Origin of the sequence: Microbacterium sp. NPDC090281, from assembly GCF_044769635.1 — a bacterium.
Lineage (GTDB): Bacteria > Actinomycetota > Actinomycetes > Actinomycetales > Microbacteriaceae > Microbacterium.
Window position 1 is genome coordinate 2,324,387 of record NZ_JBIVYH010000001.1, and the last position, 25,920, is coordinate 2,350,306.

At 66.1% G+C, this 25,920-nt stretch carries 29 protein-coding genes; 21 read left to right on the plus strand and 8 right to left on the minus strand.

Annotated features, from left to right (window positions below):
• Positions 1-11 precede the first annotated feature (11 nt).
• Positions 12-1,571: a signal recognition particle protein gene (gene ffh / locus ACIQTX_RS11115; RefSeq protein ID WP_028502681.1), complete on the plus strand. Its 1,560-nt coding sequence runs from the start codon at positions 12-14 to the stop codon at positions 1,569-1,571.
• 7 nt (positions 1,572-1,578) lie between these two features.
• Here the strand turns inward: ffh and ACIQTX_RS11120 are convergent, their stop codons facing one another.
• A complete protein-coding gene (locus ACIQTX_RS11120) occupies positions 1,579-2,493 on the minus strand; it encodes an EamA family transporter (protein WP_402972115.1) in 915 nt (304 codons plus the stop codon).
• A gap of 78 nt (positions 2,494-2,571) precedes the next feature.
• Between ACIQTX_RS11120 and ACIQTX_RS11125 the strand changes: the two genes are divergently transcribed.
• Complete coding sequence (locus ACIQTX_RS11125; RefSeq protein WP_402972117.1) at positions 2,572-3,477, plus strand: LysR family transcriptional regulator; 906 nt, start codon at positions 2,572-2,574, stop codon at positions 3,475-3,477.
• 67 nt (positions 3,478-3,544) lie between these two features.
• Entirely contained in the window at positions 3,545-4,462 is a 918-nt protein-coding gene (locus ACIQTX_RS11130; RefSeq protein WP_402972119.1) for a hypothetical protein, read from the plus strand.
• Between the two features lie 79 nt (positions 4,463-4,541).
• Here the strand turns inward: ACIQTX_RS11130 and glpK are convergent, their stop codons facing one another.
• The 3 genes from glpK to ACIQTX_RS11145 form a co-directional block, all read right to left on the minus strand.
• Positions 4,542-6,056 (minus strand): glycerol kinase GlpK, encoded by a 1,515-nt coding sequence (gene glpK / locus ACIQTX_RS11135; RefSeq protein ID WP_105525458.1) that lies wholly within the window; start codon positions 6,054-6,056, stop codon positions 4,542-4,544.
• A gap of 26 nt (positions 6,057-6,082) precedes the next feature.
• Positions 6,083-6,835 (minus strand): MIP/aquaporin family protein, encoded by a 753-nt coding sequence (locus ACIQTX_RS11140; protein WP_028501983.1) that lies wholly within the window; start codon positions 6,833-6,835, stop codon positions 6,083-6,085.
• A 92-nt stretch (positions 6,836-6,927) separates the two neighbouring features.
• Positions 6,928-8,637 carry a glycerol-3-phosphate dehydrogenase/oxidase gene (locus ACIQTX_RS11145; protein ID WP_028501982.1) on the minus strand — a complete coding sequence of 570 codons (1,710 nt, stop codon included), beginning with the start codon at positions 8,635-8,637 and terminating at the stop codon, positions 6,928-6,930.
• A gap of 102 nt (positions 8,638-8,739) precedes the next feature.
• On the opposite strand from ACIQTX_RS11145, the gene ACIQTX_RS11150 reads away from it, so the two are divergent.
• Positions 8,740-9,711 (plus strand): sugar-binding transcriptional regulator, encoded by a 972-nt coding sequence (locus tag ACIQTX_RS11150; protein WP_036274056.1) that lies wholly within the window; start codon positions 8,740-8,742, stop codon positions 9,709-9,711.
• 21 nt (positions 9,712-9,732) lie between these two features.
• Here the strand turns inward: ACIQTX_RS11150 and ACIQTX_RS11155 are convergent, their stop codons facing one another.
• The gene (locus ACIQTX_RS11155) at positions 9,733-10,884 is read right to left on the minus strand and encodes a glutamate--cysteine ligase (protein ID WP_402972122.1); all 1,152 of its coding nucleotides are present in this window, start codon (positions 10,882-10,884) and stop codon (positions 9,733-9,735) included.
• A gap of 210 nt (positions 10,885-11,094) precedes the next feature.
• On the opposite strand from ACIQTX_RS11155, the gene rpsP reads away from it, so the two are divergent.
• The 4 genes from rpsP to trmD are packed head-to-tail and all read left to right on the plus strand — an operon-like array spanning position 11,095 to position 13,106.
• On the plus strand, positions 11,095-11,529 hold the full coding sequence (gene rpsP, locus ACIQTX_RS11160; RefSeq protein ID WP_028501979.1) for a 30S ribosomal protein S16: 435 nt from the start codon (positions 11,095-11,097) through the stop codon (positions 11,527-11,529).
• Positions 11,530-11,535: 6 nt separating this feature from the next.
• Positions 11,536-11,766 carry an RNA-binding protein gene (locus tag ACIQTX_RS11165; RefSeq protein WP_017830729.1) on the plus strand — a complete coding sequence of 77 codons (231 nt, stop codon included), beginning with the start codon at positions 11,536-11,538 and terminating at the stop codon, positions 11,764-11,766.
• Positions 11,750-12,367: a ribosome maturation factor RimM gene (gene rimM, locus ACIQTX_RS11170; protein ID WP_402972125.1), complete on the plus strand. Its 618-nt coding sequence runs from the start codon at positions 11,750-11,752 to the stop codon at positions 12,365-12,367. The genes ACIQTX_RS11165 and rimM overlap by 17 nt, the downstream gene beginning before the upstream one ends.
• Before the next feature lie 19 nt (positions 12,368-12,386).
• Positions 12,387-13,106, plus strand: a complete 720-nt coding sequence (trmD, locus tag ACIQTX_RS11175) for a tRNA (guanosine(37)-N1)-methyltransferase TrmD (protein ID WP_402972127.1) — start codon at positions 12,387-12,389, stop codon at positions 13,104-13,106.
• 35 nt (positions 13,107-13,141) lie between these two features.
• On the opposite strand, the gene ACIQTX_RS11180 is transcribed toward trmD, so the two are convergent.
• Positions 13,142-13,735: a histidine phosphatase family protein gene (locus ACIQTX_RS11180; protein WP_402972129.1), complete on the minus strand. Its 594-nt coding sequence runs from the start codon at positions 13,733-13,735 to the stop codon at positions 13,142-13,144.
• Positions 13,736-13,834: 99 nt separating this feature from the next.
• Positions 13,835-14,617, minus strand: coding sequence for a type I methionyl aminopeptidase (gene map / locus ACIQTX_RS11185; protein ID WP_028501975.1), 783 nt, complete (start codon positions 14,615-14,617; stop codon positions 13,835-13,837).
• 109 nt (positions 14,618-14,726) lie between these two features.
• On the opposite strand from map, the gene ACIQTX_RS11190 reads away from it, so the two are divergent.
• The 9 genes from ACIQTX_RS11190 (at position 14,727) to ACIQTX_RS11230 (ending at position 21,807) form a co-directional block, all read left to right on the plus strand.
• Positions 14,727-15,215, plus strand: a complete 489-nt coding sequence (locus ACIQTX_RS11190) for an MFS transporter permease (protein ID WP_105525452.1) — start codon at positions 14,727-14,729, stop codon at positions 15,213-15,215.
• A 169-nt stretch (positions 15,216-15,384) separates the two neighbouring features.
• The gene (gene rplS, locus ACIQTX_RS11195; RefSeq protein ID WP_028501973.1) at positions 15,385-15,732 is read left to right on the plus strand and encodes a 50S ribosomal protein L19; all 348 of its coding nucleotides are present in this window, start codon (positions 15,385-15,387) and stop codon (positions 15,730-15,732) included.
• Between the two features lie 117 nt (positions 15,733-15,849).
• The gene (gene lepB / locus ACIQTX_RS11200) at positions 15,850-16,575 is read left to right on the plus strand and encodes a signal peptidase I (protein WP_028501972.1); all 726 of its coding nucleotides are present in this window, start codon (positions 15,850-15,852) and stop codon (positions 16,573-16,575) included.
• Positions 16,572-17,231: a ribonuclease HII gene (locus tag ACIQTX_RS11205; RefSeq protein ID WP_402972133.1), complete on the plus strand. Its 660-nt coding sequence runs from the start codon at positions 16,572-16,574 to the stop codon at positions 17,229-17,231. Before lepB ends, ACIQTX_RS11205 begins: the two co-directional genes overlap by 4 nt.
• A 71-nt stretch (positions 17,232-17,302) precedes the next feature.
• A complete protein-coding gene (locus ACIQTX_RS11210; RefSeq protein WP_017204525.1) occupies positions 17,303-17,629 on the plus strand; it encodes a DUF2469 family protein in 327 nt (108 codons plus the stop codon).
• Positions 17,630-17,761: 132 nt separating this feature from the next.
• A complete protein-coding gene (locus ACIQTX_RS11215; protein WP_402972135.1) occupies positions 17,762-18,124 on the plus strand; it encodes a YraN family protein in 363 nt (120 codons plus the stop codon).
• A complete protein-coding gene (locus tag ACIQTX_RS11220; RefSeq protein ID WP_402972137.1) occupies positions 18,121-19,650 on the plus strand; it encodes a YifB family Mg chelatase-like AAA ATPase in 1,530 nt (509 codons plus the stop codon). The genes ACIQTX_RS11215 and ACIQTX_RS11220 overlap by 4 nt, the downstream gene beginning before the upstream one ends.
• Complete coding sequence (gene dprA / locus ACIQTX_RS11225; protein ID WP_402972139.1) at positions 19,647-20,840, plus strand: DNA-processing protein DprA; 1,194 nt, start codon at positions 19,647-19,649, stop codon at positions 20,838-20,840. Before ACIQTX_RS11220 ends, dprA begins: the two co-directional genes overlap by 4 nt.
• Before the next feature lie 64 nt (positions 20,841-20,904).
• The gene (locus tag ACIQTX_RS11230) at positions 20,905-21,807 is read left to right on the plus strand and encodes a tyrosine recombinase XerC (protein ID WP_402972141.1); all 903 of its coding nucleotides are present in this window, start codon (positions 20,905-20,907) and stop codon (positions 21,805-21,807) included.
• 30 nt (positions 21,808-21,837) lie between these two features.
• On the opposite strand, the gene ACIQTX_RS11235 is transcribed toward ACIQTX_RS11230, so the two are convergent.
• Positions 21,838-22,359, minus strand: coding sequence for a murein hydrolase activator EnvC family protein (locus ACIQTX_RS11235; protein WP_402972143.1), 522 nt, complete (start codon positions 22,357-22,359; stop codon positions 21,838-21,840).
• Positions 22,360-22,665: 306 nt separating this feature from the next.
• Here ACIQTX_RS11235 and rpsB point away from each other — a divergent pair, with 306 nt between their 5' ends.
• The 4 genes from rpsB to frr all read left to right on the plus strand — a co-directional run bounded on the left by rpsB (position 22,666) and on the right by frr (position 25,919).
• Entirely contained in the window at positions 22,666-23,616 is a 951-nt protein-coding gene (gene rpsB / locus ACIQTX_RS11240) for a 30S ribosomal protein S2 (protein ID WP_028501966.1), read from the plus strand.
• Positions 23,617-23,660: 44 nt separating this feature from the next.
• Positions 23,661-24,488: a translation elongation factor Ts gene (gene tsf, locus ACIQTX_RS11245; RefSeq protein WP_028501965.1), complete on the plus strand. Its 828-nt coding sequence runs from the start codon at positions 23,661-23,663 to the stop codon at positions 24,486-24,488.
• Positions 24,489-24,579: 91 nt separating this feature from the next.
• Entirely contained in the window at positions 24,580-25,296 is a 717-nt protein-coding gene (gene pyrH, locus ACIQTX_RS11250; protein ID WP_017830711.1) for a UMP kinase, read from the plus strand.
• 68 nt (positions 25,297-25,364) lie between these two features.
• On the plus strand, positions 25,365-25,919 hold the full coding sequence (gene frr, locus ACIQTX_RS11255; protein WP_402972146.1) for a ribosome recycling factor: 555 nt from the start codon (positions 25,365-25,367) through the stop codon (positions 25,917-25,919).
• The last annotated feature ends 1 nt before the right edge of the window (position 25,920 follow it).

Below are 25,920 nucleotides of genomic sequence, written 5' to 3' on the forward strand. Positions count from 1 at the left end.
ATCAGAGCACCATGGCTACATTTGGCACGCTCTCCGATCGGCTCACCGAGACCTTCCGCAATCTGCGCACGAAGGGAAAGCTCACCGCGGCCGATGTCGACGGCACCGTCCGCGAGATCCGTCGTGCCCTGCTCGACGCCGATGTGGCGCTCGTCGTGGTCAAGGAGTTCACCGCGAAGGTGCGCGAGCGCGCTCTCGGCGACGAGGTCAACAAGGCGCTCAACCCGGCCCAGCAGGTCGTGCAGATCGTCAACGAGGAACTCGTCCATATTCTCGGTGGCGAGCAGCGTCGACTGCAGTTCGCCAAGACGGCGCCGACCGTGATCATGCTCGCCGGCCTTCAGGGCTCCGGCAAGACGACGTTCGCGGGCAAGCTCGCCAAGCAGCTCGAGGGCGAAGGGCACACGCCGCTTCTGGTCGCTGCCGACCTGCAGCGTCCGAACGCCGTCAACCAGCTCCAGGTCGTCGCCGAGCAGGCCGGTGCCACGGTCTTCGCTCCCGAGCCCGGAAACGGCGTCGGCGATCCGGTGAAGGTCTCACGCGACGGCGTCGAGTACGCGCGTCGGCAGCAGCACGACGTCGTCATCATCGACACCGCCGGTCGCCTCGGCGTCGACGCCGAGCTCATGAAGCAGGCAGCCGACATCCGCAAGGCGGTGGACCCCGACGAGGTGCTGTTCGTCATCGACGCGATGATCGGTCAAGACGCCGTCAACACGGCCAAGGCCTTCCAGGAGGGCGTCGATTTCACAGGCGTCGTCCTCTCGAAGCTCGACGGTGATGCCCGAGGTGGCGCGGCGCTGTCGGTGGCCTCCGTCACAGGTCGCCCCATCATCTTCGCGTCGACCGGTGAGCGCCTCGAAGACCTCGAGCCGTTCCACCCCGACCGCATGGCGAGCCGCATTCTCGACCTCGGTGACATCCTCACCCTCATCGAGCAGGCCCAGCAGGCCTTCGACGAGGACGAAGCCATCAAGATGGCCGAGAAGCTCGCGACCGAGGCCTTCACGCTCGAGGACTTCCTCGACCAGCTTCAGCAGATGAAGAAGATGGGCTCGATGAAGAAGATGCTCGGGATGCTCCCGGGCATGGGGCAGATGAAGCAGCAGCTCGACGACTTCGATGAGCGTGAGATCGATCGCACCGAGGCCATCATCCGGTCGATGACGCCGGGGGAGCGTCGGAACCCCAAGGTTCTGAACGGCTCGCGTCGCCTGCGCATCGCACGCGGTTCCGGCATGACCGTCACGGATGTGAACCAGCTGGTACAGCGGTTCGAGCAGGCGGCCAAGATGATGAAGACCGTGGCTCGTGGCGGCACCCCCAACATCCCCGGGATGGGTGCCGTGCCGGGGATGGGCCGCCCCGGAGCGTCCTCGAAGCGCGGGAAGAAGGCCAAGTCTTCCGGTGGTTCTCGATCGGGCAACCCCGCGAAGCGGGCAGCCGAGAACGCCGGTGTCACCTCGACCGCGACCCCGACCGGCTCGGGATTCGGCCTGGGCGGCGGCGCAGCTCAGGCTCCGAGTGAAGCTGACCTCGCCGAGATCCAGAAGCTTTTCGGCAAGAGCTGACCCGGTCTCAGCGCGGCGTCGTGAGCGCTTGCGCGACCGTCGCCTCCGTACGTGCGTCTGAGGGGGACTTCTGACGCGCGACGAGCTGCCCCAGAACGAGCGCGCCGAGCGTGAGGACGAATCCGACAGCCTGGAGCGGGGTGAACCGTTCACCGGCGATCACGAGCCCCAGGACCGTCGCGACGATGGGGGACAGGAGCGCGAGGAGTCCCGGCGCGATGACCGGCAGCTGCTGGATCCCGCGGAACCAGAGCGTGTAGGCGACGATCCCGCCCGCGGTGGCGAGCCACAGATAGCCGAGAGCGGCGCCGCCGTCGATCGTCTGCGGCACACCCTCGGCGATCAGGGTGAGAGGCAGCAGCAGTAAGCCGCCCGCGCTGAGCTGCCAGCCTGCATAGGAGACGGGCCCCACGCCGACCGGCCGGCCCCAGCGCTTGGTCAGTATCATTCCGACTCCGGTCGCCGTGACACCGCCGAGAGCGGCGAGAATGCCCCAGAGATCGAGCTCGGCAGCGGGACCGAGGACGACCAGCGCGACACCGCCCGCGCCAACCACGGCCGCGGTGGCTGTGATCGGCCGGATGCGCTCGTGGAGGACGAGGGCTCCGAGGGCCAGGACGATGAGCGGCTGCGCTCCGGCGACGGCTGCAGCGACGCCGCCCGGGAGCCGCTCGGCAGCGAGGAACAGCAGGGGGAAGAACGCGCCGATGTTGAGTGCACCCAGGACGAACGACTTCCACCACCAGGAGCCGTGCGGGAGTCGCCGACTGATGACGACCGCGAGGAGACCCGCCGGGAGCGAGCGGAGCAGGCCGGCGAACAGCGGATGCCCGGCGGGGAGCAGCTCCGTTGTCACGAGGTAGGTGGTGCCCCAGGCGATGGGGGCGAGAGCTGTCGTCAGCACCAGTGTCAGGCGGTTCATCTTTCCAGCGTGCGTCCCGACTGTCCATGAGTCCAACGCATGTTTGTCACGCAAGCCATGACGCTGCATCATGGATGAATGGAACTCCAGCAGCTCCGATACGTGGTGGAAGTGGCCGACACCCTGAGCTTCACCCGGGCAGCCGAACGGTGCTTCGTCACCCAGTCGGCGTTGAGTCACCAGATCGCATCCCTCGAACGCGAAATCGGGCGCCGTCTTTTCGTGCGGTCGAGCCGTAGCGTCCGCCTGAGCGAGGCCGGCCAGGCCTTCGTCGAGCATGCGCGTATCGCTCTTCGCGCAGCGGAGCGGGCGAAGGAAGACGCCGCCGCCGTCGACGGCGTCGTGGAGGGCACGCTACGTATCGGGGTGATCCCGACGGTGGCTGCCATCGACGTCCCCACGGTGCTCGTCGCCTATCGTGCGGCGCACCCACGCGTGAGAGTGGAACTCCAAGTAGGCAACAGTGACGTCCTGATACGCAGGCTCCGACAGGGTGAGCTCGATATCGCCCTGCTGGGCCTGCGCGATGGGCTGGAACCGGTCGGTGTGGCATCGTACGCGCTCTCTCGCGAGCAGCTCGTCGCCGTCTTTCCCCGGGGACACGAGGTCGCGCTCAGGAACAGCATCGAACTGGAGGACATCGCGGGGATGACCTTCGCGGACTTCCCCGCGGCGACCTCAGGACGTGCCCAGAGCGACGCGGCGTTCGCGGCTGCGGGGCTGACGCGGGATGTCGCTTTCGAGGCCGACTCCGCGACGCTCATCCTCGGGCTGGTGGAGTCGGGGCTGGCGGTGACGCTGCTGGCGCCGGGAACCGTCGAGCGCTCCGGATTCGATGTGGCCACGGCGGAGGTGCGCGGTGGCCCTGTACGTGTCGAGTATCTCGCCTGGGATATCGCAGCGCCACGGAACGTCGCTCGGGCGTTCGTCGCCGTCATGGAAGCCACCGACGTGGTGACGTCATCACCCCGAGGCCTGCGCTAGCCTGAGTCCGTTTGAGCGCGTGCCGAGGAGGTTCTTCGGACGGTGACCCATCGGAGGAGGGTACTGCGTGGGGTTTCTGAATTTCGGTAAGAAGTCGAACAACTCACAGCCCGATCCCGACCTTGAAGACCTCACTGTTCGTGAGGCCGCGCTCCTGCGGACGCTGTTCGCGTCGAAGTGGCCTGCGGCAGAGGGGGCGATCACCCTGCACGGCGACTACGCCGAGGGAGCATCCGGGGCGCAGTACGGGCTCTACAACCTCTCCCGCGCTGTGAAGCTCGAGCCGGAGTCGAACTGGCCCGAGGTTGTCGAACGCCATATCTCGGGGCTGCTCAGCCGGCAGTCCGCACCTCGGGATGAGGATCTCTCCGATGACGAGATCCTCTCGCTGATCAAAGCGCGTCTCATTCCTTCGGCGTACCTTCCGGCGGCCCAACGCGAAACGTTCAGATACCGCCGTGCGATCGTGGACGGCCTCGAGGTGATCCTCATGCTGGATCATCCCGAGATCACGAGTGCCGTTCCTGACTCGATCGTCGACCGGTTCGAGGCCGAACAGCTGTGGGCGGCCGCCCTCGCGGCGGTGTCGACCGAGCCGATCGACGAGATCCACACCCTCGACACTGGCAACGGAGCTTTCCAGGCGATCGTCTCGGACTCGATGTTCACGGCGAGTCGCGTACTCGACTTCCCGGGCCTTCTGGCCGCCGCCGGCGTCGCTTCTGCGCCCCACGGCGTGCTCTTCGCCGTACCCTCTCGTCATCACGTGGCGTTCCACGTCATCACCGGACCGGAGGCGATCCACGTCGTGCAGGACTTGCACGGATTCGCTCAGCAGATGTTCGGACAAGGCGTCGGAGAGATCTCGGCGGATGTCTTCTACTGGAGCGATGCCGGGTACGAGCAGGTTACGTCGAGCGATGAGAGCGGACGGATCGCCGTCGACGGCACCGGCGCGTTCTTCGCCTCGATCAACGGATTCTGACGGTCCGACGCTTCTTTCGGTGGGACGGAGAAGCGGGTCCGGAGCAAGAGCTCCGGACCCGCTTCGTCTTGGTGTCAGATCACTTTACGTCTTCGTCGACCCAGTCCATCGACTTGGTGACGGCCTTGCGCCACAGGCGCAGCTGACGGTCGCGTTCTCCGGCTTCCATCGACGGCTCCCAGCGCTTGTCCTCCTGCCAGTTGGCAGAAAGATCATCGAGGCCGTTCCAGAACCCGACTGCGAGTCCCGCAGCGTAGGCCGCGCCGAGCGCGGTGGTCTCCGCGACCACCGGACGCACGACCGGAACGCCGAGGACGTCAGCCTGGAACTGCATGAGTGCATCGTTGGCGACCATGCCGCCGTCGACCTTGAGCTCGGTCAGGTCCACACCGGCGTCCGCGTTGACCGCATCGAGCACGTCGCGCGTCTGGAAGGCCACGGCTTCGAGAGCTGCGCGCGCGATGTGGTTCTTGTTGGCGTAGCGCGTGAGGCCGACGATCGCCCCACGGGCGTCCGGGCGCCAGTACGGCGCGAACAGGCCGGAGAACGCCGGGACGATGTACACGCCGCCGTTGTCGTCGACCTTGTCCGCCAGCTCCTCGACCTCAGGTGCGGAGGAGATGATGCCGAGCTGGTCACGCAGCCACTGGATCAGAGATCCGGTGACCGCGATCGAACCCTCGAGCGCGTAGTGGGTCGGGCCGTCGCCGAGCTTGTACCCGACGGTGGTCAGCAGCCCGTTCTTCGAATGGACGATCTCTTCGCCCGTGTTGAAGATCAGGAAGCAGCCGGTTCCGTAGGTGTTCTTACTCTCACCGGTCTGGAACGCTGCCTGCCCGAACGTCGCGGCCTGCTGGTCGCCGAGGATGCCGGCGATCGGCGTCTCTCGCAACAGAGAGGAGTCCTCCGCCGCGCCGTACACCTCGGAGGACGAACGGATCTCCGGCATCATCGAGCGCGGCACGCCGAACGCCTCGAGAATGTCGTCGCGCCATTCGAGCGTCTCGAGGTCCATGAACATCGTGCGCGACGCGTTGGTGACGTCGGTCACGTGCACACCGCCGTCGGCGCCGCCCGTCAGGTTCCAGAGCACCCAGCTGTCGGTGGTGCCGAAGATAAGGTCTCCGGCTTCCGCCTTCTCGCGAGCGCCGTCGACGTTCTCCAGGATCCAGGCGATCTTGGTGCCCGAGAAGTAGGTCGCGAGCGGGAGACCGACGACCGGCTTGAACCTCTCGACGCCACCATCAGCAGCGAGGCGATCGACGATGTCCTGGGTGCGGGTGTCCTGCCAGACGATGGCGTTGTAGGCGGGCTTGCCGGTCTTCTTGTCCCAGACGACCGCGGTTTCGCGCTGGTTGGTGATGCCCACTGCGGCGATGTCATGGCGGGTGAGGTCGGCGCGGCTCAGCGCCAGACCGATGACCTCCTGGACGTTGCGCCAGATCTCTGCCGCATCGTGCTCGACCCAGCCGGCCTTCGGCAGGATCTGCTCGTGCTCCTTCTGGCCCGTCGCGATGATGCTGCCCTTCTTGTCGAAGATGATCGCGCGGCTCGAAGTCGTTCCCTGGTCGATGGCGAGAATGTAGTCAGCCATTGTGTTCTCCTTTGAATTCAGGTCGTTCAGGCGAGGTGCAGCAGGACGGGAGCTGCAGCAGCGGCGATCGCACCACCGATGAGCGGCCCGACCACCGGGACCCACGAGTAGGACCAGTCGCTCGAGCCCTTGCCCTTGATCGGCAGGATCGCGTGAGCGATGCGCGGACCGAGGTCACGTGCAGGGTTGATCGCGTAACCGGTCGGTCCACCGAGCGAGGCGCCGATGGCGACCACGAGCAGTGCCACGGGGAGGGCCGTGAGCGGTCCGAGGCCTCCGGGCGTGCCGACCTCGATGTCGCCGTAGTCGGCGAAGGCGAGGATCACGAAGACCAGCACGAAGGTGCCGATGATCTCCGTGACGAGGTTCCAGCCGTACGAGCGGATCGCGGGACCGGTCGAGAAGACGCCGAGCTTGTTGGCGGCCTCCGGCTCCTCGTCGAAGTGCTGTTTGTAGGCGAGCCACACGACGATCGCACCGATGATCGCGCCGACGAGCTCAGCCGCGGTGGCGACCAGGAACATCGGGAAGTCGATCGTGCCCGAGATCAGCAGGCCGATTCCGACGGCCGGGTTGAGGATCGCACCGGAGTACGCCGAGACGAGCACACCGGCGAAGACCGCGAGGCCCCATCCCCAGTTGACCATCAGGAAGCCGCCGCCGAAGCCCTTGTTCTTCGCGAGAGCGACGTTCGCTACGACACCACATCCGAGCAGCACCAGCATCGCCGTGCCGACCAGTTCGGAGAGGAAGTAGAGACCGAGATTCACATCAGCCATGTCTTCTTTGACCTTTCTTGTGTGTCGAGGCCCCTCTGCCCCGACACTTTATGGGAGTTGCACCGCGAGGAGGGCGGCAGTGCGAGATCCTGTCAGCCGCGGGTGCGGGACGGGATGTCGAGTCCGTGTCTTTCGTTCAGCAGTTCGCGGGTCTGTTCGAGCTCGGCGTCGTGACGCGAGCGGTCCCAGCCGAGCATCGGCGCCAGAGCATCAGCGATCTCATCGAGCACCTCGGCATTCGCGCCACCGGTGAATGCGATGCTGGTGCGGCGGAGGACGACGTCCTCGAGCCGGGCCACCATCTCGTTCTGCACCATCCATTCGAGCTCGCGTGTGGAAAGGTCACCGCCGGCGAGCGGTGCATCCGCTCCCTGCTCGACGTACTCCCAGACCTGAGCGGCCCGTGTCCCGTAGCGGGCGAGCAGACGGTCTGCCCGAGCGCCTGCCCCCGGAAGGTTCTCTTCGAACCAGATGCGCTTCGCCTTCTCCGTGCGTGGGAACGCGCGTCCTCCGCCGATGGCGCGTCCGGCCGTCGAGACCGTCCTGGTGCGGTCGATGAGGCCGAGCACGATGTCGGAGAGGGACTCACCGAGCGCGCGGAACGTCGTCCACTTGCCGCCGACGAGGCTGACGAGCGGGACCGCACCCTTCTCGTCGACCTCGATGCGGTAGTCGCGGGAAACGAAGCCGGGAGCGGTGTCCTCGTGGCGCGGGAGCGGGCGGATGCCCGAGAACTTGTACACGATCTGGTCGCGCTTGACCGCGATGGTCGGGAACACGTGGTGGATCAGGTCGAAGAAGTAGTCGACCTCCTCCTCCGTGCACACCGGGATCTCACGAGGGTCGGCGTCGATATCGGTCGTGCCGACAAGGACCCGTCCCTTGAGCGGGTAGATGAGCACGATGCGGCCGTCGGAGTGCTCGAAGAAGATCTCGCGACCCTGGGTCGCCTCGAGCAGCTCGGGGTGATCGAGCACGATGTGCGATCCCTTGGTGCCGCCCATGAAGCGGGTGTCGGTGCCGAGCGCGTCATTCGTCAGATCGGTCCACGGGCCGGAGGCGTTCACGACCACATCGGCCTGCACCGTGAACTCGGTGCCGCTCTCGCGGTCGCGGAGCACGACCTTGTCGTCTTCGCGCGCGATCGCTTCGACGTAGTTGAGGGCGTGCGCACCGGGGTGCGCCGTGAGGCCGTCCTGCAGCACGTCGAGGGCGAGCCGCTCGGGGTCGTGCATCGAGGCGTCGTAGTACGTCGCGGTGTACTTGATCTTCGGGTCGAGCGAAGGCAACTCGGCGAGGGACTTCTTGCGTCCGAGGAAGCGGTGTCGAGGAACCATTCCGCCGTCGCGGGAGAACGTGTCGTAGATCGTCAGGCCGACCTTGATCAGGAAGGCGCCGCGCTCCTGGGGCTTGCCGCTCTTATGCGTCAGGAAGCGCAGAGGAGCGGAAAGGATGCCCGAGAAGGTCGAATAGATCGGGATCGTCGTCTGCAGCGGCTTGACGTAGTGCGGGGCGATCTTGAGAAGGCCGTTGCGTTCTTCCACGGACTCGCGCACGAGTCGGAATTCGCCGTTCTCGAGATAGCGGATGCCGCCGTGGATCATGTGGCTGGACGCCGCCGACGCGCCGGAGGCGAAGTCCCCGCGCTCGACGAGCACGACGTCGACTCCTTGGAGTGCCAGGTCGCGGAACGTCGAGATGCCGTTGATCCCGCCGCCGATGACGAGGACGCTCGTGCGTCCGGATTCACGGACGCCACGAACTTCTTCGCGCTCCGCTGACGAGTGTGTCGAATCGATCATCGTCGACCCTCTCTTCCTACTTGCCAACCAGCATCGACCTGTGTGGCATCCCGCGCAAGCCCACTGCACATATGTGCAAGGATCATGGATGAGGAGGATGTCATGGTCGGTGTAAGCCCGGAATCACGCGACAGCAAGCTGATCGCGGCGCTCACTGCGGCGCAGCTCTACTACATGCAGGACAAGACCATGGAGGTCATCGCGAAGGAGCTTGGCACCTCCCGGTCGTCCGTCTCGCGTCTGCTGAGCTTCGCGCGGGAGAGCGGTCTGGTGGACATCCGGATCAACTCGCCCCTCGAGCGCCTCGGCATGCTCGAACATCGGATCCGCGATCGGCATCGCGTGGCGGCGCACGTCGTACCGATGCCGGAGATCCTCAGCGAGGTGGAGCGTCTCGAGCGCGTGGCGCTCACCGCCGGCCGTCTGCTGTCGCAGTTCGTCGATTCGAACATGGTGATCGGCGTCGCGTGGGGATCGACCATCAGCGCGGTGAGTCGTGGTCTCACACAGAAGGAGACCCACAACACGACCTTCGTGCAGCTCAACGGCGCCGGCAACACGCAGACGACAGGAGTGGAGTACTCCAGCGACATCCTGCAACGCTTCGGCAGCGCCTTCGGCGCGCAGGTGCAGCAGTTCCCCGTTCCCGCATTCTTCGATGACCCGGCGACACGGGAGGCGATGTGGCGCGAGCGGAGTACGCGTCGTGTGCTCGACCTTCAGGCGAAGATGGACGTCGCCGTTTTCAGCCTCGGGTCTCCTGCAGCTGAAGTGCCCAGTCGCGTCTACGTCGGTGGCTATCTCGGACGCGACGACTACCGCAGTCTCCGTGAGGATCACGCGATCGGCGACGTCGCGACGGTCTTCTTCCGCTCAGACGGCTCGTGGCGTGACATCAGGGTCAATGCCAGGGCGACCGGACCTGGCCTGGACCGTCTTCGACGCGTTCCGCGTCGGGTCTGCGTCGTCTCGGGGATCCCCAAGCTGGTGAGCCTTCGCGCCGCATTGGCTGCCGGGCTCATCACTGACGTCGTCCTCGATGAGGGGCTCGCTCGGCGACTCGTCGAGGATTGAACGCATCGCCCTCACCGACGGCTACGGTACCTCGGTTGAAGCCTCCGGCCCGGAGCGGAACTCGCGGATCAGATGCCTGACCACCGCTGTGAGGTCGCCTCCTGCGGCATCCGCCACGGCGAGCTGACGTGCGTAGCTCGCACCACTCTCCAGGATCGTCGCGACGCCGCCGAACTCCCGAACACAACCGAGCTCCAGGGCCACCGGAGCCAGCTCGTCGAGCGTCTCGGCCAGATGCTCTCGTACCGGACGCTGGGTGCCTTCGGCGTCGACGATGATCCGCGCCTCGAGGCCATATCGTGCCGCACGCCATTTGTTCTCGCGGTGGAACCAGGCGGGAAGCTCCGGGAGCGTCTTTCCCTCGTCGAGTTGGCGGGAGAAATGCTCCACGAGCACCTGGACGAGAGAGGCGACCGATGCCAGCTCGGGAAGGGTCGACAGGCCGTCGCACGCCCGGACTTCGATGGTTCCCCAGCGTGGAGCCGGGCGAATGTCCCAGCGCACTTCCGTCGCGTCGGCCATCACGCCCGTGCGCACCATGTCGTCGAGGTAGGACTCGTACTGCGACCAGTCATGCAGAGGCCAGGGGAGTCCGGCGGTAGGGAGCTGCTGGAACACCAGCGCTCGGTTCGACGCGTACCCGGTGCGTTCGCCCGCCCAGTAGGGGCTCGACGCGGCCAGCGACTGCAGATGGGGGAGGAATCCGGCGAGGGCGTTGATGATGGGGAACACCTTGCGGTGGTCCTCCACGCCGATGTGCACATGGATGCCCCAGATCATCATGTTGCGCCCCCACCACTGAGTGCGCTCGATCAGGGTGTGGTAGCGCGACTTGTCGGTCACCTGCTGGTCGAACCACTGTGCGAACGGATGACTTCCCGCCGACAGAAGCTCGATTCCCGCAGGGTCGGTAGCTGAGCGGACGGCCGCGATCGCGTTGGCGATGTCGTCGACGGCGTGTGCCACCGAATCTCCGATGCCGCTCGTGACCTCTATCGTGTTCGTGAGTAGTTCACCTGTGACGGTATGGCGCTCATCGGCGCTCTCGGCCTCGAGTGCAGCGAGCAGTTCGGGGGCGCGTCCGACGAGGTCACCGCTCGCGGGATCGGCGAGCATGATCTCCCATTCGAGGCCGACGGTGGACCGGGGCGATGAGGCGAACTCGAGCTTCACCCGCACAGTCTGGCACGCGTGCGGCGCGACACGGCAACGCCGGTTTCGCCACGTTTCGCGCCTGGGGCGTGCATCTGGCAGAATAGAGGGTCGGACCACCTGCTCGACCCTCTATCCGGCAGGTGTCCACACTCATTTGAGCTTCCGCCGGGTGTGCACCCCACTCTCCAGGCGATCAGTTCGTTTCCTTCCACACAATTCAGGAGAATCGTGGCTGTCAAGATTCGTCTCAAGCGCCTGGGCAAGATCCGTGCGCCGTACTACCGCATCGTCGTCGCCGACTCGAAGACCAAGCGCGATGGTCGCGTGATCGAGGAGATCGGCAAGTACCACCCCACCGAGGAGCCCTCCTTCATCGAGGTCAACTCCGAGCGTGCGCAGTACTGGCTCTCCGTCGGCGCACAGCCGACCGAGCAGGTCGCCGCCATCCTCAAGATCACGGGCGACTGGGGCAAGTTCAAGGGCGACGCTGACGCGAAGTCCACGCTCAAGGTCAAGGAGCCCAAGGTTCCGTTCGAGATCGACGGCTCCAAGAAGTCTGTCGTCAAGCCCAAGGTCGAGAAGAAGGTGGAGGCCCCCGCTGAGGAGGCTCCCGCCGCGGCCGACGCGGAGGCCGCTGAGGCTCCCGCAGCAGACGCAGAGTAATCCGTCGTGCTCGCCGCCGCGCTCGAACACATCGTCAAGGGGATCGTCGATCACCCGGAAGATGTCCGTATCAACGAATCCACTTCGCCGCGAGGCGACCTCCTCGAGGTGCGTGTGCACCCCGATGACCGTGGACGCGTGATCGGGCGCGGCGGCCGCACTGCGAAGGCCCTTCGCACTCTCGTCAGCGCACTCGCTGACGGGCGTCGGGTCCGCGTCGATGTCGCGGACGACTGACGTGGTGCCGAAGGACCGCAACCAGGGCAAGAATCAGCTGCGTGTCGGACGCCTCGTCAAGGCTCACGGCCTCAAGGGCGGGCTCAAGCTCGAGCTGTACACCGACAATCCCGAAGGCCGCTTCACTCCCGGTGCCGGGTTCACGGTGCAGGTGCCAGAGGCATCTCCGTGGCACGGCAAGGACATCACCGTCCGCGAGTACCGGGTGATGAACGGCAACCCCGTCGTCTTCTTCGACGACGTCGAAGACCGCGACGCGGCAGAGAGTCTCGTCAAGGCGATCCTCTGGATCGACCACGATGTCGACGAGGTCGAGAATGACGCCTGGTTCGACCACCAGCTCGTCGGGCTCGACGTCGTCCGCGACGACACGATCGTCGGCCGCGTCGTCCGTGTCGAGCACTTCCCGGCACAGGATCTCCTGATCGTCAAGGCGGGCGAGAATGAGGTCATGGTGCCGTTCGTCTCGGCAATCGTCCCGACCGTCGATGTCGCCGCCGGCCGAGTGATCGTGACGCCGCCGGCAGGTCTGTTCGAGGAGCTGCCGGATGCCGCGGATGCCGAGCCGCAGTCCGGCGCGGACGCCGAAGCGGCCGAGTGAGCGCTGATACGGTTCCCCCGTGCGTATCGACGTCGTCTCCATCTTCCCGTCCTACTTCGACGCTCTGACGCTCTCCCTGCTCGGGAAGGCCCAGGAAGCGGGCATCATCGACCTCCGGGTACGAGACCTGAGGGACTGGACTTCCGATCGTCACCGTACGGTGGACGACACTCCCTACGGGGGCGGTGCCGGGATGGTCATGAAGCCGGAGCCCTGGGGGCTCGCGCTCGATGAGGTCGCCGGTGCTTCCGAGGCCCCGGGTTCCGAGCGTCCGACGATCATCTTCCCGTCGCCTGCCGGCGAGGTCTTCACGCAGAAGACGGCGCGTCAGTTGGCCACGCGCGAGCATCTCGTGTTCGGCTGCGGTCGTTACGAAGGTATCGACGAGCGCGTGTTCGAGTATGCCGCGGCCCTCGGAGAAGTGCGTCTGGTCAGCCTCGGCGACTACGTGCTCAACGGGGGAGAGGTCGCCACGATGGCGATGATCGAAGCCATCGGTCGACTCATCCCCGGCGTCGTCGGCAACCCTGAGAGCCTCGTCGAGGAGTCCCACGAAGACGGCCTGCTGGAGTACCCCTCCTACACGAAACCCGCATCATGGCGCGAGCGTTCCGTGCCGGAGGTGCTGCTGAGCGGAAACCACGCCGCGATCGCCGCCTGGCGTCGTGAACAGCAGCTCGAGCGCACGAAGAATCGTCGTCCCGATCTTCTCCCGGACGACGACTCCGCTCAGTCCTGATCGGGGCTGAGAGCCGAATCCGGTCCGGGTATTCGTCAGAGCATGCGCTCCGACCGCCCATCGATCTCGAAGACGACTCCGTGCGGATGCCTCAATGCGAGGGCGCTCGAGGCGTCGAGCCCTCGCAGCTCGGCGCGAAGCATGCGTCCGATCATCTCGTGGCTCACGAGCAGTGGTGTGCCCTCTGACGCCCATCCGCAGCTGCTGAGAGCCTTGCGAGCCCGCGCCCTGGCCTGCGCATAGCTCTCGCCACCGGGGAAGGCCCAGCCGTAGCGGTTCGCGGCGCGCTCTTCTCTCGCAGTCGGATAGACATCATCGATCTCATCCCAGGTCATGCCTGCCAGCTCTCCGTGATCGAGCTCAGCGAGTTCCGGAACCTCGATGAGGTCGGCACCGATCCTGTCGGCGATGATGATCGAGGTCTGCATCGCTCGGCCGAGTGGGCTGGAGCACACGGTGTGCACGCCGGCATTCACGACCCTCGCCGCGATCGCTTGAGCTTGCTCGATGCCTTCGTCGGTGAGAGGGGAGTCGAGCTGGCCCTGCAAGCGATGCTGTACGTTCCAGGTCGTCTGCCCGTGCCGAGCGAGGAGCAGACGCTCCGGCACGTGACGGTCCTGCGGAATCATGGACTCAGGATGGCATACGCCGCAGGTGGAGTCTTCAAAAGGCTCGGCGCCCGTCACCGACGTCGAGTCGGCCCCGCGCCGTCGGGGCGCGGAACACCCTCAGTCGACACCGAGGAAGGACCGGTCCGTGAGGATGATCGGGCCGTCTTCCGTGATCGCGATGGTGTGCTCCGAGTGCGCGCCGCGGGAGCCGTCAGCGCTGCGTAGAGTCCACCCGTCCGGGTCTGTGACCAGCTCGTCTGTCGTCGCCAGGAACCACGGCTCCAGTGCGAGGACCAGCCCGGCACGCAGGGGGAATCCCCGACCGGCGCGGCCGTCGTTCGGGACATGGGGGTCTCCGTGCATCGTGCGTCCGACACCGTGTCCGCCGAAGTCGGTGTTGATCGAGTAGCCGTCGCCGTGCGCGACTGCCGCGACGGCGGCGGAGATGTCTCCGATGCGGTTCCCGACCGTGGCGGTGTCGATAGCGGCGGTCAAGGCGCGCTCGGTGGTGTCGATGAGTCGGAGATCTTCTTCACGCGCCGTTCCGACGACGAACGACACTGCGGAGTCAGCGACCCATCCGTCTACCGACACGGCGAAGTCGAGCGTGACGAGGTCGCCGTCGCGCAGCGTGTAGTCGTGGGGGAGCCCATGCAGCACCGCGTCGTTGACCGAGGTGCAGATGACCTTGCCGAAGGGGCTCGCGCCGAAGGAAGGGTGGTAGTCGATGTAGCAGGATTCGGCTCCGGCCTTGCGGATCATGTCGTGCGCGCGGCGATCGATCGAGAGGAGGTTCGTCCCGACCTTCGTCTCGTCGCGCAGCGTCGCCAGCGTCTCGGCGACGAATCGTCCTGCCGCGCGCATCTCATCGATCTCAGCAGGGGTGCGCAGTTCGATCATCGGGTGTCCTCTCGTCATGTCCATTCTCCCTGATCCGGCGCGGCAGGATCCCCGACCGCTCTCAGCGAACACCGGGGCGCGCGGGTGAGCGGCGTCGTACGATCTGAGCATGTGGTTGCGACAGGCCTTCTTCCGGTGGCTCCTTCCGGCGGCTTTCCTGCTGCCACTCTGGCTGCTGATCGGGTGGGGCATCTTCCAGGGCGGCTGGTCGATCTTCTGGGTGCTCCTCATCGCGATGCCGTCGGTCTTCGTCGGCCAGCTTCTGCTCACCCTGCTGACTCGATCCCGTCCATCCGTCCGCATCGAAAGGGCCGTCTCGTGGTGGGACGTCGCCGGGTTCACGCTTTGGCACGGGCTCACGATCGCTGTCGGATTCTTCATCGACGGAGCGTTCCCGTGGCTGCTCACCGGGGCGATCATCGCGGGTATCGGCCTCATCTGGTTGCAGCTCTGGCAATTGTGGAACGAGGCGAAGGGCAGCGGATCCCGACTGCGCGAGACCATCACGTGGTCCACGATCCCGACCGTCGATGAACCGGCGCCTCCGACGCGGGCGCACGAGGTCATCGTGGTGCGGGAGACCGACACCCGCGACTGACGTCGGCGTTTTGGACGGGCGCGGCATCCATGGCAGAATGATTGTTTGTGCTGTGACCGGCTCTGCCACAGGGGAGCCCGCGGACGCGTCAGCTCCGTACAGTTCAATCCTTTTCTTGTTCCTTTGAAAACATGCATGCGACCTGTGGCGGGTGCAGAGAGAGACGATCATGCAGATCCTCGACGCCGTCGACGCGGCTTCCCTTCGTTCGGACATCCCGGACTTCTTCCCCGGTGACACCGTCAAGGTGCACGTCAACATCACCGAGGGCAGCCGCTCTCGTATCCAGGTCTTCCAGGGCGTCGTCATCGGCCGCCAGGGCGACGGTGTGCGCGAGACGTTCTGCGTCCGCAAGATCAGCTTCCAGGTGGGCGTCGAGCGTACCTTCCCGGTGCACTCCCCGGTGATCGACCACATCGAGGTCGTCACGCGCGGTGACGTGCGTCGTGCGAAGCTCTACTACCTCCGCCAGCTCCGTGGCAAGAAGGCGAAGATCAAGGAGAAGCGCGACCGCTGAGTCGCAGCATCTCCACAGCACCCCGGGACACGATGTCCCGGGGTGCTGTGTTCTCCCCACGGTGTGCGAACCTAGATACCGTCGCCGCAAGCCGGTGCATGATCGTGAAGGAACCTGATGACTGAATCCTCGTCCGCGCCCACTTCCAGACGTCGCCGCGGGTTCCTGGTCTTCCTCCGCGACGTGCTGGTGATCGTCGTGATCGCCGCTCTGGTCTCGTTCGTGGTGAAGAGCTTCGTCGTGCGCTCTTTCTACATCCCCTCAGCCTCGATGGAACGCACGCTGCTGATCAACGACCGCATCCTCGTCGACGAGCTCACACCGAGGTGGACCGACTACGAACGGGGAGATGTCGTCGTCTTCAAGGACCCGGGTGGCTGGCTCGATGCTCAGCCGCAGACGCCGGCCCAGCCGCCGCTGGTCGAAGCAGTCGACTGGGTCCTGAACTTCGTCGGCATCTCTGCGACCGATTCGCAGGACCACCTCGTCAAGCGAGTCATCGGTCTTCCCGGCGACCATGTGGTGTGCTGCAACGCCCTGGGTCAGATCACCATCAACGGGGCACCCATCGACGAGCTCAGCTACCTCAACCTCCCTCCGGGAGACACCGCCGCATCGAACGAGCCGTTCGACGTCGTCGTCCCCGAGGACTCCGTTTGGTTGCTCGGTGACAATCGCGACCGTTCGCGCGACGCGCGTGCGCACCAGGATCTTCCCAGCGGAGGCTTCGTCCCGATGGAGAACATCGTGGGCAAGGCATTCCTCACGACATGGCCGCTGAATCGGATGGGGCCGATCGACGGTCACCACGAGATCTTCAACGGCGTACCGGCGCCGGAATGACCGTTGTCGCACCGCGTCTCACCCTGGAGCGTCAGCTCCTCGGCGAGTGCGACTTGATCGTCTCGCTCGATGAGGTCGGTCGAGGTGCTCTTGCCGGGCCGGTCGCCGTCGGGGCTGCGGCTATGGATGCGGCAGGCGCTCGTCGTCGGGTGCCCGAGGGCCTCCGCGACTCAAAGCTCGTCACCGAGAAGCGCCGCCCCGACGTCGCAGCCCGCGCGGCTGCCTGGGTGCAGGCCTCTGCGGTCGGCTGGGCGAGCGCTGCAGAGGTCGACGAGCACGGCATCATGCGGGCACTCGGGCTTGCCGCATCGCGCGCGGTTCAGGCCATCGCGGCCCAGGGCGCCGCACTGGAGGGAGCGCTCATCCTGCTCGACGGAAACCACGACTACGTGTCGAAGGTGCACCCCGTGCCGTTGCGAGTTCGACCGGTGATCAAGGCGGACCGTGACTGCGCGTCGGTGTCTGCGGCTTCGGTGATCGCCAAGGTGGCGCGCGACTCATATATGACGGAGCTTCACGAGAGCCACCCGTCTTATCAATGGAACCGGAACAAGGGCTACGCGAGCCCCGAGCACCGAGATGCCATCCGAAGTATCGGACTATCCCCGTTCCATAGGGCGTCCTGGGCGATCGCTGACGTTCCCACGCTCTTCTGAACGAATCGGTCGGTCTGTCGGAAGAGCGCGATGCCGCACCGCACCGCCCACGACTCTAGGATGGAGACATCATGGATGAGGAAGCCTTCGACGACTACGACCGCGAGCTCGAGCTGGCACTGTTCCGGGAGTACCGGGATGTGGTGTCGCAGTTCCAGTACGTCGTGGAGACCGAGCGCCGTTTCTATCTGGCGAACGAGGTCAACGTCGTCCGCCGTGACACCGAGCACGACTTCTACTTCGAGATCTCGATGAGCGATGTCTGGGTGTGGGACATCTACCGTGCCGACCGCTTCGTGAAGGCTGTGCGTGTACTGACGTTCAAAGACGTCAACGTCGAGGAGCTGCAGCGCCGGGAGTTCGAGCTCCCGCAGGAGCTCTCGCTCGACGGAGAGTGATGGCCTCGCCCTCAAGGCGATCGCGGTGACGGCTCTCTCCACATCAAAGCGAAGAGCTGACTTCTCCCCAATGTCCGCACGAGGGTCGCGATATCGGATCCGCCAGCGCGGATCCCGCGTGATGCTGGGCACATGGCAGCGAAGGATGAACTCGGCAGAGCAGGGGAAGAGCGCGCAGCGCAGCACCTGACGGGCAATGGCTACACAGTGCTCACCAGGAACTGGCGTTGTGCGCAAGGTGAGATCGACATCGTCGCCGCGTGCGGCGGTCATCTCGCGGTGGTCGAGGTGAAGACACGACGAACGGCTGCATATGGGCACCCGTTCGAGGCGATCGACCGGCGCAAGCTCCGTCGACTGTGGCAACTCGCGCAGGCCTGGATCGCTGAGCACCCGGACGCCGCTCGTGGTCGCGTCCTTCGGCTGGAGGCGATCGGCATCGTCGGACCTGACCCGTCCGTCGGTGCACTCGAGCATCTGGTGGACATCGCGTGAGCACCGCGCGCACATGGGCGGTCGCACTCACCGGGGTCGACGGGCATCTCGTCGAGGTCGAGGCGGACATGTCGAATCAGACTCCCGAGTTCCGGATCATCGGGCTGCCGGACAAGTCGCTGGGGGAGGCAGTGCAGCGCGTGCACAACGCCTGCAAGAACGCCGGACTTGACCTGCCTCGGCGTCGACTCACCGTGAACCTGTCTCCGGCGAGTCTTCCCAAACACGGGGCCGGGTTCGACCTCGGGGTCGCAGTCGCCTCCCTCGCTGCCGCCGGATTGATCGATCCGCGCTCGATCGCAGCTACCGTCCATGTCGGCGAACTCGGGCTCGACGGTCGAATCCGGCCCGTTCCCGGGGTCCTCCCTGCCGTGTTCGCGGCTGTAGGCGCCGGATTCGAACGGGTGATCGTGCCGAGGGGCAATGAAGCAGAAGCGAAGCTGGTGCCGGGTGTTGAGGTGCGAGCGGCTTCGTCGCTGGCGGAAGTCGCCGTCTGGCACGGCGCCGATGTCGAGGCACCAGACGTCGATGCCGTCGAGGGCCCGGCGTCGACGAACTCCGATCGGGAACTGCTCGATCTCGCCGACGTCGTCGGGCAGGAGGAGGCGGTGGAAGCGCTCATCGTGGCTGCAGCGGGCGGGCACCACATGCTTCTGAGTGGGCCTCCGGGCGCAGGCAAGACGATGCTCGCCCGCAGACTGCCCGGCGTCATGCCGCCGCTCAGTGAGCAGGAGGCTCTCGAGGTCGCGTCCGTGCGTTCCCTCAGCGGTGAGTCTGTTGCTGTGCTGGACACGCTGCCACCGCTCGAGGCGCCGCATCACAGTGCGTCTGTCGCAGCGCTCGTGGGCGGAGGATCACGCGTCGCAAGGCCGGGAGCGATCGCCAGGGCCCATCGAGGTGTGCTGTTCCTCGACGAGGCAGCGGAGTTCTCCCGGGTCGCCCTCGATGCGCTTCGGCAACCACTCGAGTCCGGTGTGATCGAGGTGCACCGCGCGGGGTTCACTGCCACGTTTCCTGCGAGGTTCCAGTTGTTGCTCGCGATGAATCCCTGCCCCTGTGGAAACCATGGGGTCCGTGGCGCGGAGTGCATCTGTCCGCCCATGTCGATCCGGCGTTACTCCTCGCGGCTGTCGGGACCGCTCCGTGACCGCATCGACATCGATCTGCAGGTCAGTCGTGTCGCCGCGTCACGTGCGATGGGTGAAGCGAGAGCAGACACGACGACGGCCCATGCGCGTGACCGCGTCGCGGCTGCTCGGGAGCGGGCGAGTCACCGATTGAGGAGCACTCGGTGGCGACGCAACGCCGATGTGCCGGGTACCTGGTTGCGTCAGGGGTCTCTGCGCCTCCCGCCGACCACCCGCTCGCCGCTGGACCGCGCACTCGAGCGTGGCGCGCTCACACTGCGAGGCTATGACCGCGTGCTCCGCGTCGCGTGGACGATGGCTGACCTGGCTGAGCTCGACCGCCCCGGCATCGACGAGATCGGACGCGCACTGCATCTGCGGCGGGGGCTGCCGCGATGATCGATACCCTGCTCGCCGATGCCGAGGTGGTCGCCGTCATCCGGCGCATCCACCCGGGCGATGACCTCCGCGAGTGTGTTGCGCGTGCCGCTTGGACCGTGATCGCAGAGCCGGGCGACGCGGTCGCCGGCGCGCTGATCGAGTCGCTCGGTGCAGAAGATGCGCTGTCGCTGGCGATGGGTGACTCGGCCTCGTTGCTCTCGCCGGGCGTCGGGAGTGCTTCCGCGACGCGCGCACTCGTCGAGGCCCGAACGCGGTGGCGTCCCCGGCTGCACATCAAGGCTGTAGACGATGCTCTGCGAGGAGCGGCCGATGTCGGTGCGCAGCTCATCATCCCCGGAGACGAGTTCTGGCCCGAGTCTCTCGGAGATCTCGGTCCCAGCGCTCCGACGGCGCTTTGGGTGCGCGGTCGCGCCGGGCTGCTGAGCCGGGTACCCCGGGTGTCGATCGTCGGGGCACGGGCCTCGAGCGGTTACGGCGAGCACGTCGCGTCGGAGTTCGCCGGTGATCTCGCAGCGAGCGGGGCGGTGATCGTGTCGGGCGGTGCCTATGGGATCGACGGCGTCGCACATCGTGCCGCGCTCGGCGTCCATGGTGCGACGATCGCATTCTTGGCCGGGGGAGTCGACCGCCCCTACCCGGCCGGGCACCAGACGCTCTTACGACAGATCGCCGACGAGGGGGCGTTGGTGAGCGAGCCGCCCTGCGGTACGGCACCGACGAAGTGGCGGTTCCTCGCGAGGAACCGGCTGATCGCGGCACTGGGCCAGGCCACCGTCGTCGTCGAGGCCGGGTGGCGCAGCGGTTCGTTGAACACTGCAGCCCACGCGGCAACCCTCGGGCGTCCTCTCGGCGCGGTTCCGGGCGCCGTGACCTCCACAACGTCGGCCGGTTGTCATCGTCTACTGCGCGAGTACGACGCGCAGTGCGTCACTTCCGCCCGCGAGGTGCGGGAGCTGTGGGGGCAGATCGTTGAGCGGCCGGCGGAACATGTCGAACGTGACCCGAATCGCGTTCGACTCCTCGACGCGATGAGTACGAGGTCAGGCCTGTCGGTCGAAGAGGTTGCGCGAAGGTCTGGCCTGTCGCCGAACCGGGTACGTGCCTTGCTCGGGCTTCTGCATCTGGAGGGAGATGTCGCGCGCGATGATCGGGGGTGGCGTCGGGCTCCGCAGCCACGGCGACGATGAAGCTCCGGGAGTCGCGACGGCGAGGCGTCCGGGAAGACCTCGCGAGCGAGGGCAAGCTGAGATCATGGATCTCGCGGCCGCGACCGAGTCGTTCGCCGACCACCTGGAGCGGGTGCGTCGGCTCTCGCCTGCGACCGTGAAGGCGTATCGCTCAGACCTGCGCGACCTCGACGCATCAGCAGGTGGTATCTCACTCGACGCGGTGGACCTTGAAGTACTGCGGGATTGGCTGTGGCGGGCGACGCAGCGCGGTGATGCGAGATCCACGCTGGCCCGCCGCTCCGCCACAGCCCGCGCGTTCTTCAGCTGGGCGCACGAGCAAGCGCTCGTCGAACATGATCCGAGCCTCCGACTCGTCGCGCCGAAGAAGGGACGGACTCTGCCCACCGTCGCCTCAAGAGACGCGATGTCCGGCCTGCTCGACGCCCACCGCGACGCCGCAGGGGAGGGCGACCCGATTGCGCTGCGGGACCACGCGATCCTCGAACTGCTCTACGGCTCAGGGATTCGCGTCTCCGAGCTCTGCGGACTGGACATCGACGACCTCGACCTCGACCTTGCCACCGCTCGTGTGCTCGGCAAGGGGGCGAAGGAGCGCGTCGTGCCGTTCGGCACGCCCGCGCGGGATGCCTTGAGCGCATACCTTCGTCGTGGCAGAACCACTCTCGTGGAGAGATCGCGTAGCTACACCTCGGCCGTCATCCTGGGAAGCCGCGGCGCTCGGATCGGACCGCGTACGGTGTACGAACTCGTCGCCCGGGTCCTGGCTCCGATCGTGGGCGCCGAGACGATAGGACCACATGCGTTGCGCCATACCGCGGCCACCCACCTTCTCGACGGCGGCGCCGATCTGCGAGCCGTGCAGGAGATTCTCGGCCACGCGAGCCTCGGCACGACGCAGATATACACACACGTCTCCACCGAGCGGTTGACCGCCACTTACCGGCTTGCCCATCCGAGGGCCTGATCCGACGCCCAGCAGGCATCCGGTCGATCACTACCCGGAGCAACAGGGGAGAAGGATCGCTCGCGGCACCTCGCCGAAGAGCAGCAGCGGATTGACGTAGTCGCCGTCATGTCGGACACCGATGTGCAGTGCACCCGCCGAGGTGTGGCCCCCGACAGAGACGAGCCCGATCTCCTGGCCCGCTGACACGGAGTCGCCAGGACGGAGCGCAGATCGGACGGGCTCGAAGGTCGTCACGAGACCGTCCGCATGCTCGATGGTCAGGAGCGGACGATCGACCACTGTTCCGCTGAAGGCGACGACCCCGTCGGCCGGAGCGAGCACCACCGCTTCGTGCCGCGCCGCAAGGTCAGCCCCGCGATGGCCAGGGCCGTACTCGTGCGCAGGAGCCCGGTATGGGGCCACAACGCTGTGCTGACCTGTCAGCGGCCAGCGCCAGCGGGGCCAGTCGACTGATTCAGGTGGAGCCGCGACCGCGTGAACAAGGATCGCGGCGAGGGCGACAACGATCGTCGCGAGAGTGCGGACCGTGGGGAGCGAGAAGACGCGCATGCCGGAAGTCTGCCCATCCGCTTTCGGTCGTGAATACAGGGGGCGTGAGGATGCCTGCCCGCCGGGAGAAAGTCAGGATGACGCCACGAGGTGCAGGGCGAGTGCGGGTGCACGATCCTGTATGCTGGGGGAGCACCTCGAAATCGAGGTGACTACGCGTGCCCAAAGCGATTCATCTCGCGGCATCCACTCCCACAGGTCCTTCTCTCTGAGCGGGCGGGTGTGAGCCGGGCACCAGGAAGTCCGATCATCCGATCGGCTTGCAACCTCAACGGCGCAGATTCGCGCCAGAACCAGGAGACGACCATGGCTGTGGTCACCATCCGCCAGCTGCTCGACAGCGGCGTGCACTTCGGACACCAGACCCGTCGGTGGAACCCGAAGGTCAAGCGCTTCATCCTCACCGAGCGCAGCGGCATCCACATCATCGACCTTCAGCAGTCGCTCGGCTACATCGACAAGGCCTACGACTTCGTCAAGGAGACCGTCGCCCACGGTGGCACGATCCTCTTCGTCGGCACGAAGAAGCAGGCGCAGGAGATCCTCGCCGAGCAGGCGACCCGCGTGGGCCAGCCCTTCGTCAACCAGCGCTGGCTCGGTGGACTCCTCACCAACTTCCAGACGATCTCCAAGCGTCTCGCACGCATGAAGGAGCTCGAGGAGCTGGACTACGAGACCCCGGCGAACAGCGGCTTCACGAAGAAGGAGCTGCTTCTCAAGAAGCGCGAGCTCGACAAGCTGCACAAGTCGCTCGGTGGTATCCGCAACCTCACCAAGACGCCTTCGGCCATCTGGGTCGTCGACGCCAAGCGCGAGCACCTCGCGATCGATGAAGCCAAGAAGCTCGGCATCCCCGTGATCGGAATCCTCGACACGAACGCCGACCCGGACGACTTCCAGTACCCGATCCCCGGCAACGACGACGCTATCCGCTCCGTCTCGCTGCTGACTCGCATCATCGCCGACGCCGCGGCCGAGGGCCTGCAGCAGAAGCACAACCCGGAGACGGGTGACGCCGAGCCGCTCGCCGACTGGGAGAAGGAGCTCCTCGAGACTCCGGCCCAGGAGGTCCAGGAGTCCGCTGACGCTGCTGAGATCGTGACGGCTGAAGACGAGGCCGCTGTCGTCGAGACGCCCGCTGCCGACGAGACCGCTGCCGACGAGGCCGGTGCTGAGGCACACGACGAGGCGATCGCCGCCGCTTCCGGTGAGGAGACCGCTGAGGTCGCCGCCGCCGAGGCTGCCGACGCCAAGTAATCCCCTCGTTCACACATACATAACGAAGCAAGGAGCCACCACACATGGCCAACTTCACCATCGCTGACCTCAAGGCGCTGCGTGAGCAGCTCGGTACCGGAATGGTCGACACCAAGAAGGCGCTCGAGGAGGCTGACGGAGACGTCGCGAAGGCCACCGAGATCCTGCGTCTCAAGGGTGCGAAGGGCAACGCGAAGCGCGCTGACCGTTCCACGAGCGAGGGACTGATCGTCGCTCGCGAGCAGGACGGCGCTGTGACGCTCATCGAACTCGCCTGCGAGACCGACTTCGTCGCGAAGAACGAGCGCTTCATCGCGCTGGCAGACAAGGTCGCCGACGCTGCAGCAGCAGTCAAGGCCGACTCGGTCGACGCCGCTCTCGCCGCATCTGCCGGCGACAAGAGCGTCGAGCAGGTCATCTCCGAAGAGGCCGCGATCATCGGCGAGAAGGTCGAGCTGCGCCGCGTGCGCACGATCGCCGGCGACAAGGTCGAGGTCTACCTGCACCGCACGAGCAAGGACCTGCCGCCGCAGATCGGCGTCGTCGTCGCCTACTCGGGTGACGACGCGGAGACTGCGCGCAGCATCGCCCAGCACATCTCGTTCGCGAACCCGTCGTACCTCTCGCGCGCGGATGTCCCTGCAGACGCCGTCGAGAAGGAGCGCGAGATCGTCACCGAGATCTCCCGCAACGAAGGAAAGCCGGAAGCGGCTCTCCCGAAGATCGTCGAGGGTCGCGTGTCCGCGTTCATCAAGCAGGTCGCCCTGCTCGAGCAGGACTACGCAAAGGACAACAAGCTCTCTGTCGCCCAGGTGGCGAAGGACGCCGGTATCACCGTGACGGACTTCGCGCGCTTCAAGGTCGGCGCGTAGCAACGTCGAAGGGGTTCGGATCGCAATGATCCGAACCCCTTCTTCATGCCCAGAAGGCATTATCTTGAATCGGGACGAGAGGACACCCACCATGACTGAACGCACTGGACGCCGCCGCGTCCTTCTCAAACTCTCCGGCGAGGCATTCGGCGCAGGGCAGCTGGGTGTCAGCCCCGATGTGGTCTCGCAGATCGCACGTGACATCGCCGCAGCGGTCGATCGGGTCGAGGTTGCGATCGTCGTCGGTGGCGGCAACTTCTTCCGCGGTGCTGAACTGAGCCAGCGAGGCATGGACCGTGGACGTGCCGACTACATGGGCATGCTCGGGACGGTCATGAACGCCCTCGCCCTGCAGGACTTCCTCGAGCAGGCCGGTGCCGCGACCCGCGTGCAGTCGGCGATCTCGATGACCCAGGTCGCCGAGCCCTACATCCCGCGCCGTGCGGAGCGGCACCTCGAGAAGGGGCGCGTCGTGATCTTCGGAGCCGGCGCCGGTCTGCCTTACTTCTCCACCGACACCGTGGCAGCGCAGCGTGCCCTCGAGATCGGTGCGGACGAGGTTCTCGTCGCCAAGAACGGCGTGGATGCCATCTACACCGCAGACCCCAACAAGCACGCCGATGCGGAGCGCATCGAGCGCGTCACCTATCGCGACGCTCTGCAGCGTGGTCTGAAGGTCGTCGACTCGACCGCCTTCAGCCTCTGCATGGACAACAGCATGGACATGCGCGTGTTCGGCATGGAACCGGCCGGCAACGTGACACGTGCGCTGCTGGGCGAGCCCATCGGAACCCTCGTCACCGCCTGAGCGTGTGACACGGCGGAGACGACTTCGCCCGGTAGAATTTGCTGAACACCCCGACGATAGGAGTCACCGTGATCGCGGACGTCCTCGCTGAAACCACCACTCGTATGAACCGGGCGGTCGAAGCTGCCAAGGAGGATTTCTCCACGGTGCGCACCGGTCGTGCGAACCCCCAGATGTTCCAGAAGGTGCTTGTCGACTACTACGGCACGCCGACTCCGATCGCCCAGCTCGCATCGCTGGCGAACCAGGAGGCTCGTACGCTCATCATCACGCCGTACGACAAGTCTGCGCTGAAGGCGATCGAGCAGGCTCTTCGTGACATGCCCAACCTCGGCGCCAACCCCACGAACGATGGCAACCTCGTTCGCCTGACGATGCCCGAGCTGACCGCTGAGCGTCGCAAGGAGTACGTCAAGCTCGTCAAGACCAAGGCGGAAGACGCGAAGGTGCACCTGCGTGGTATCCGTCGCAAGGCAAAGGACGAGCTGGATGCGCTCAAGAGCGAGCTCGGCGAGGATGACATCGCTCGCGCGGAGAAGGAGCTCGACGCGCTGACTCGTCAGCACGTCGAGCTCATCGATGACGCGCTGAAGCGCAAAGAGGCCGAACTCCTCGAGGTGTAGT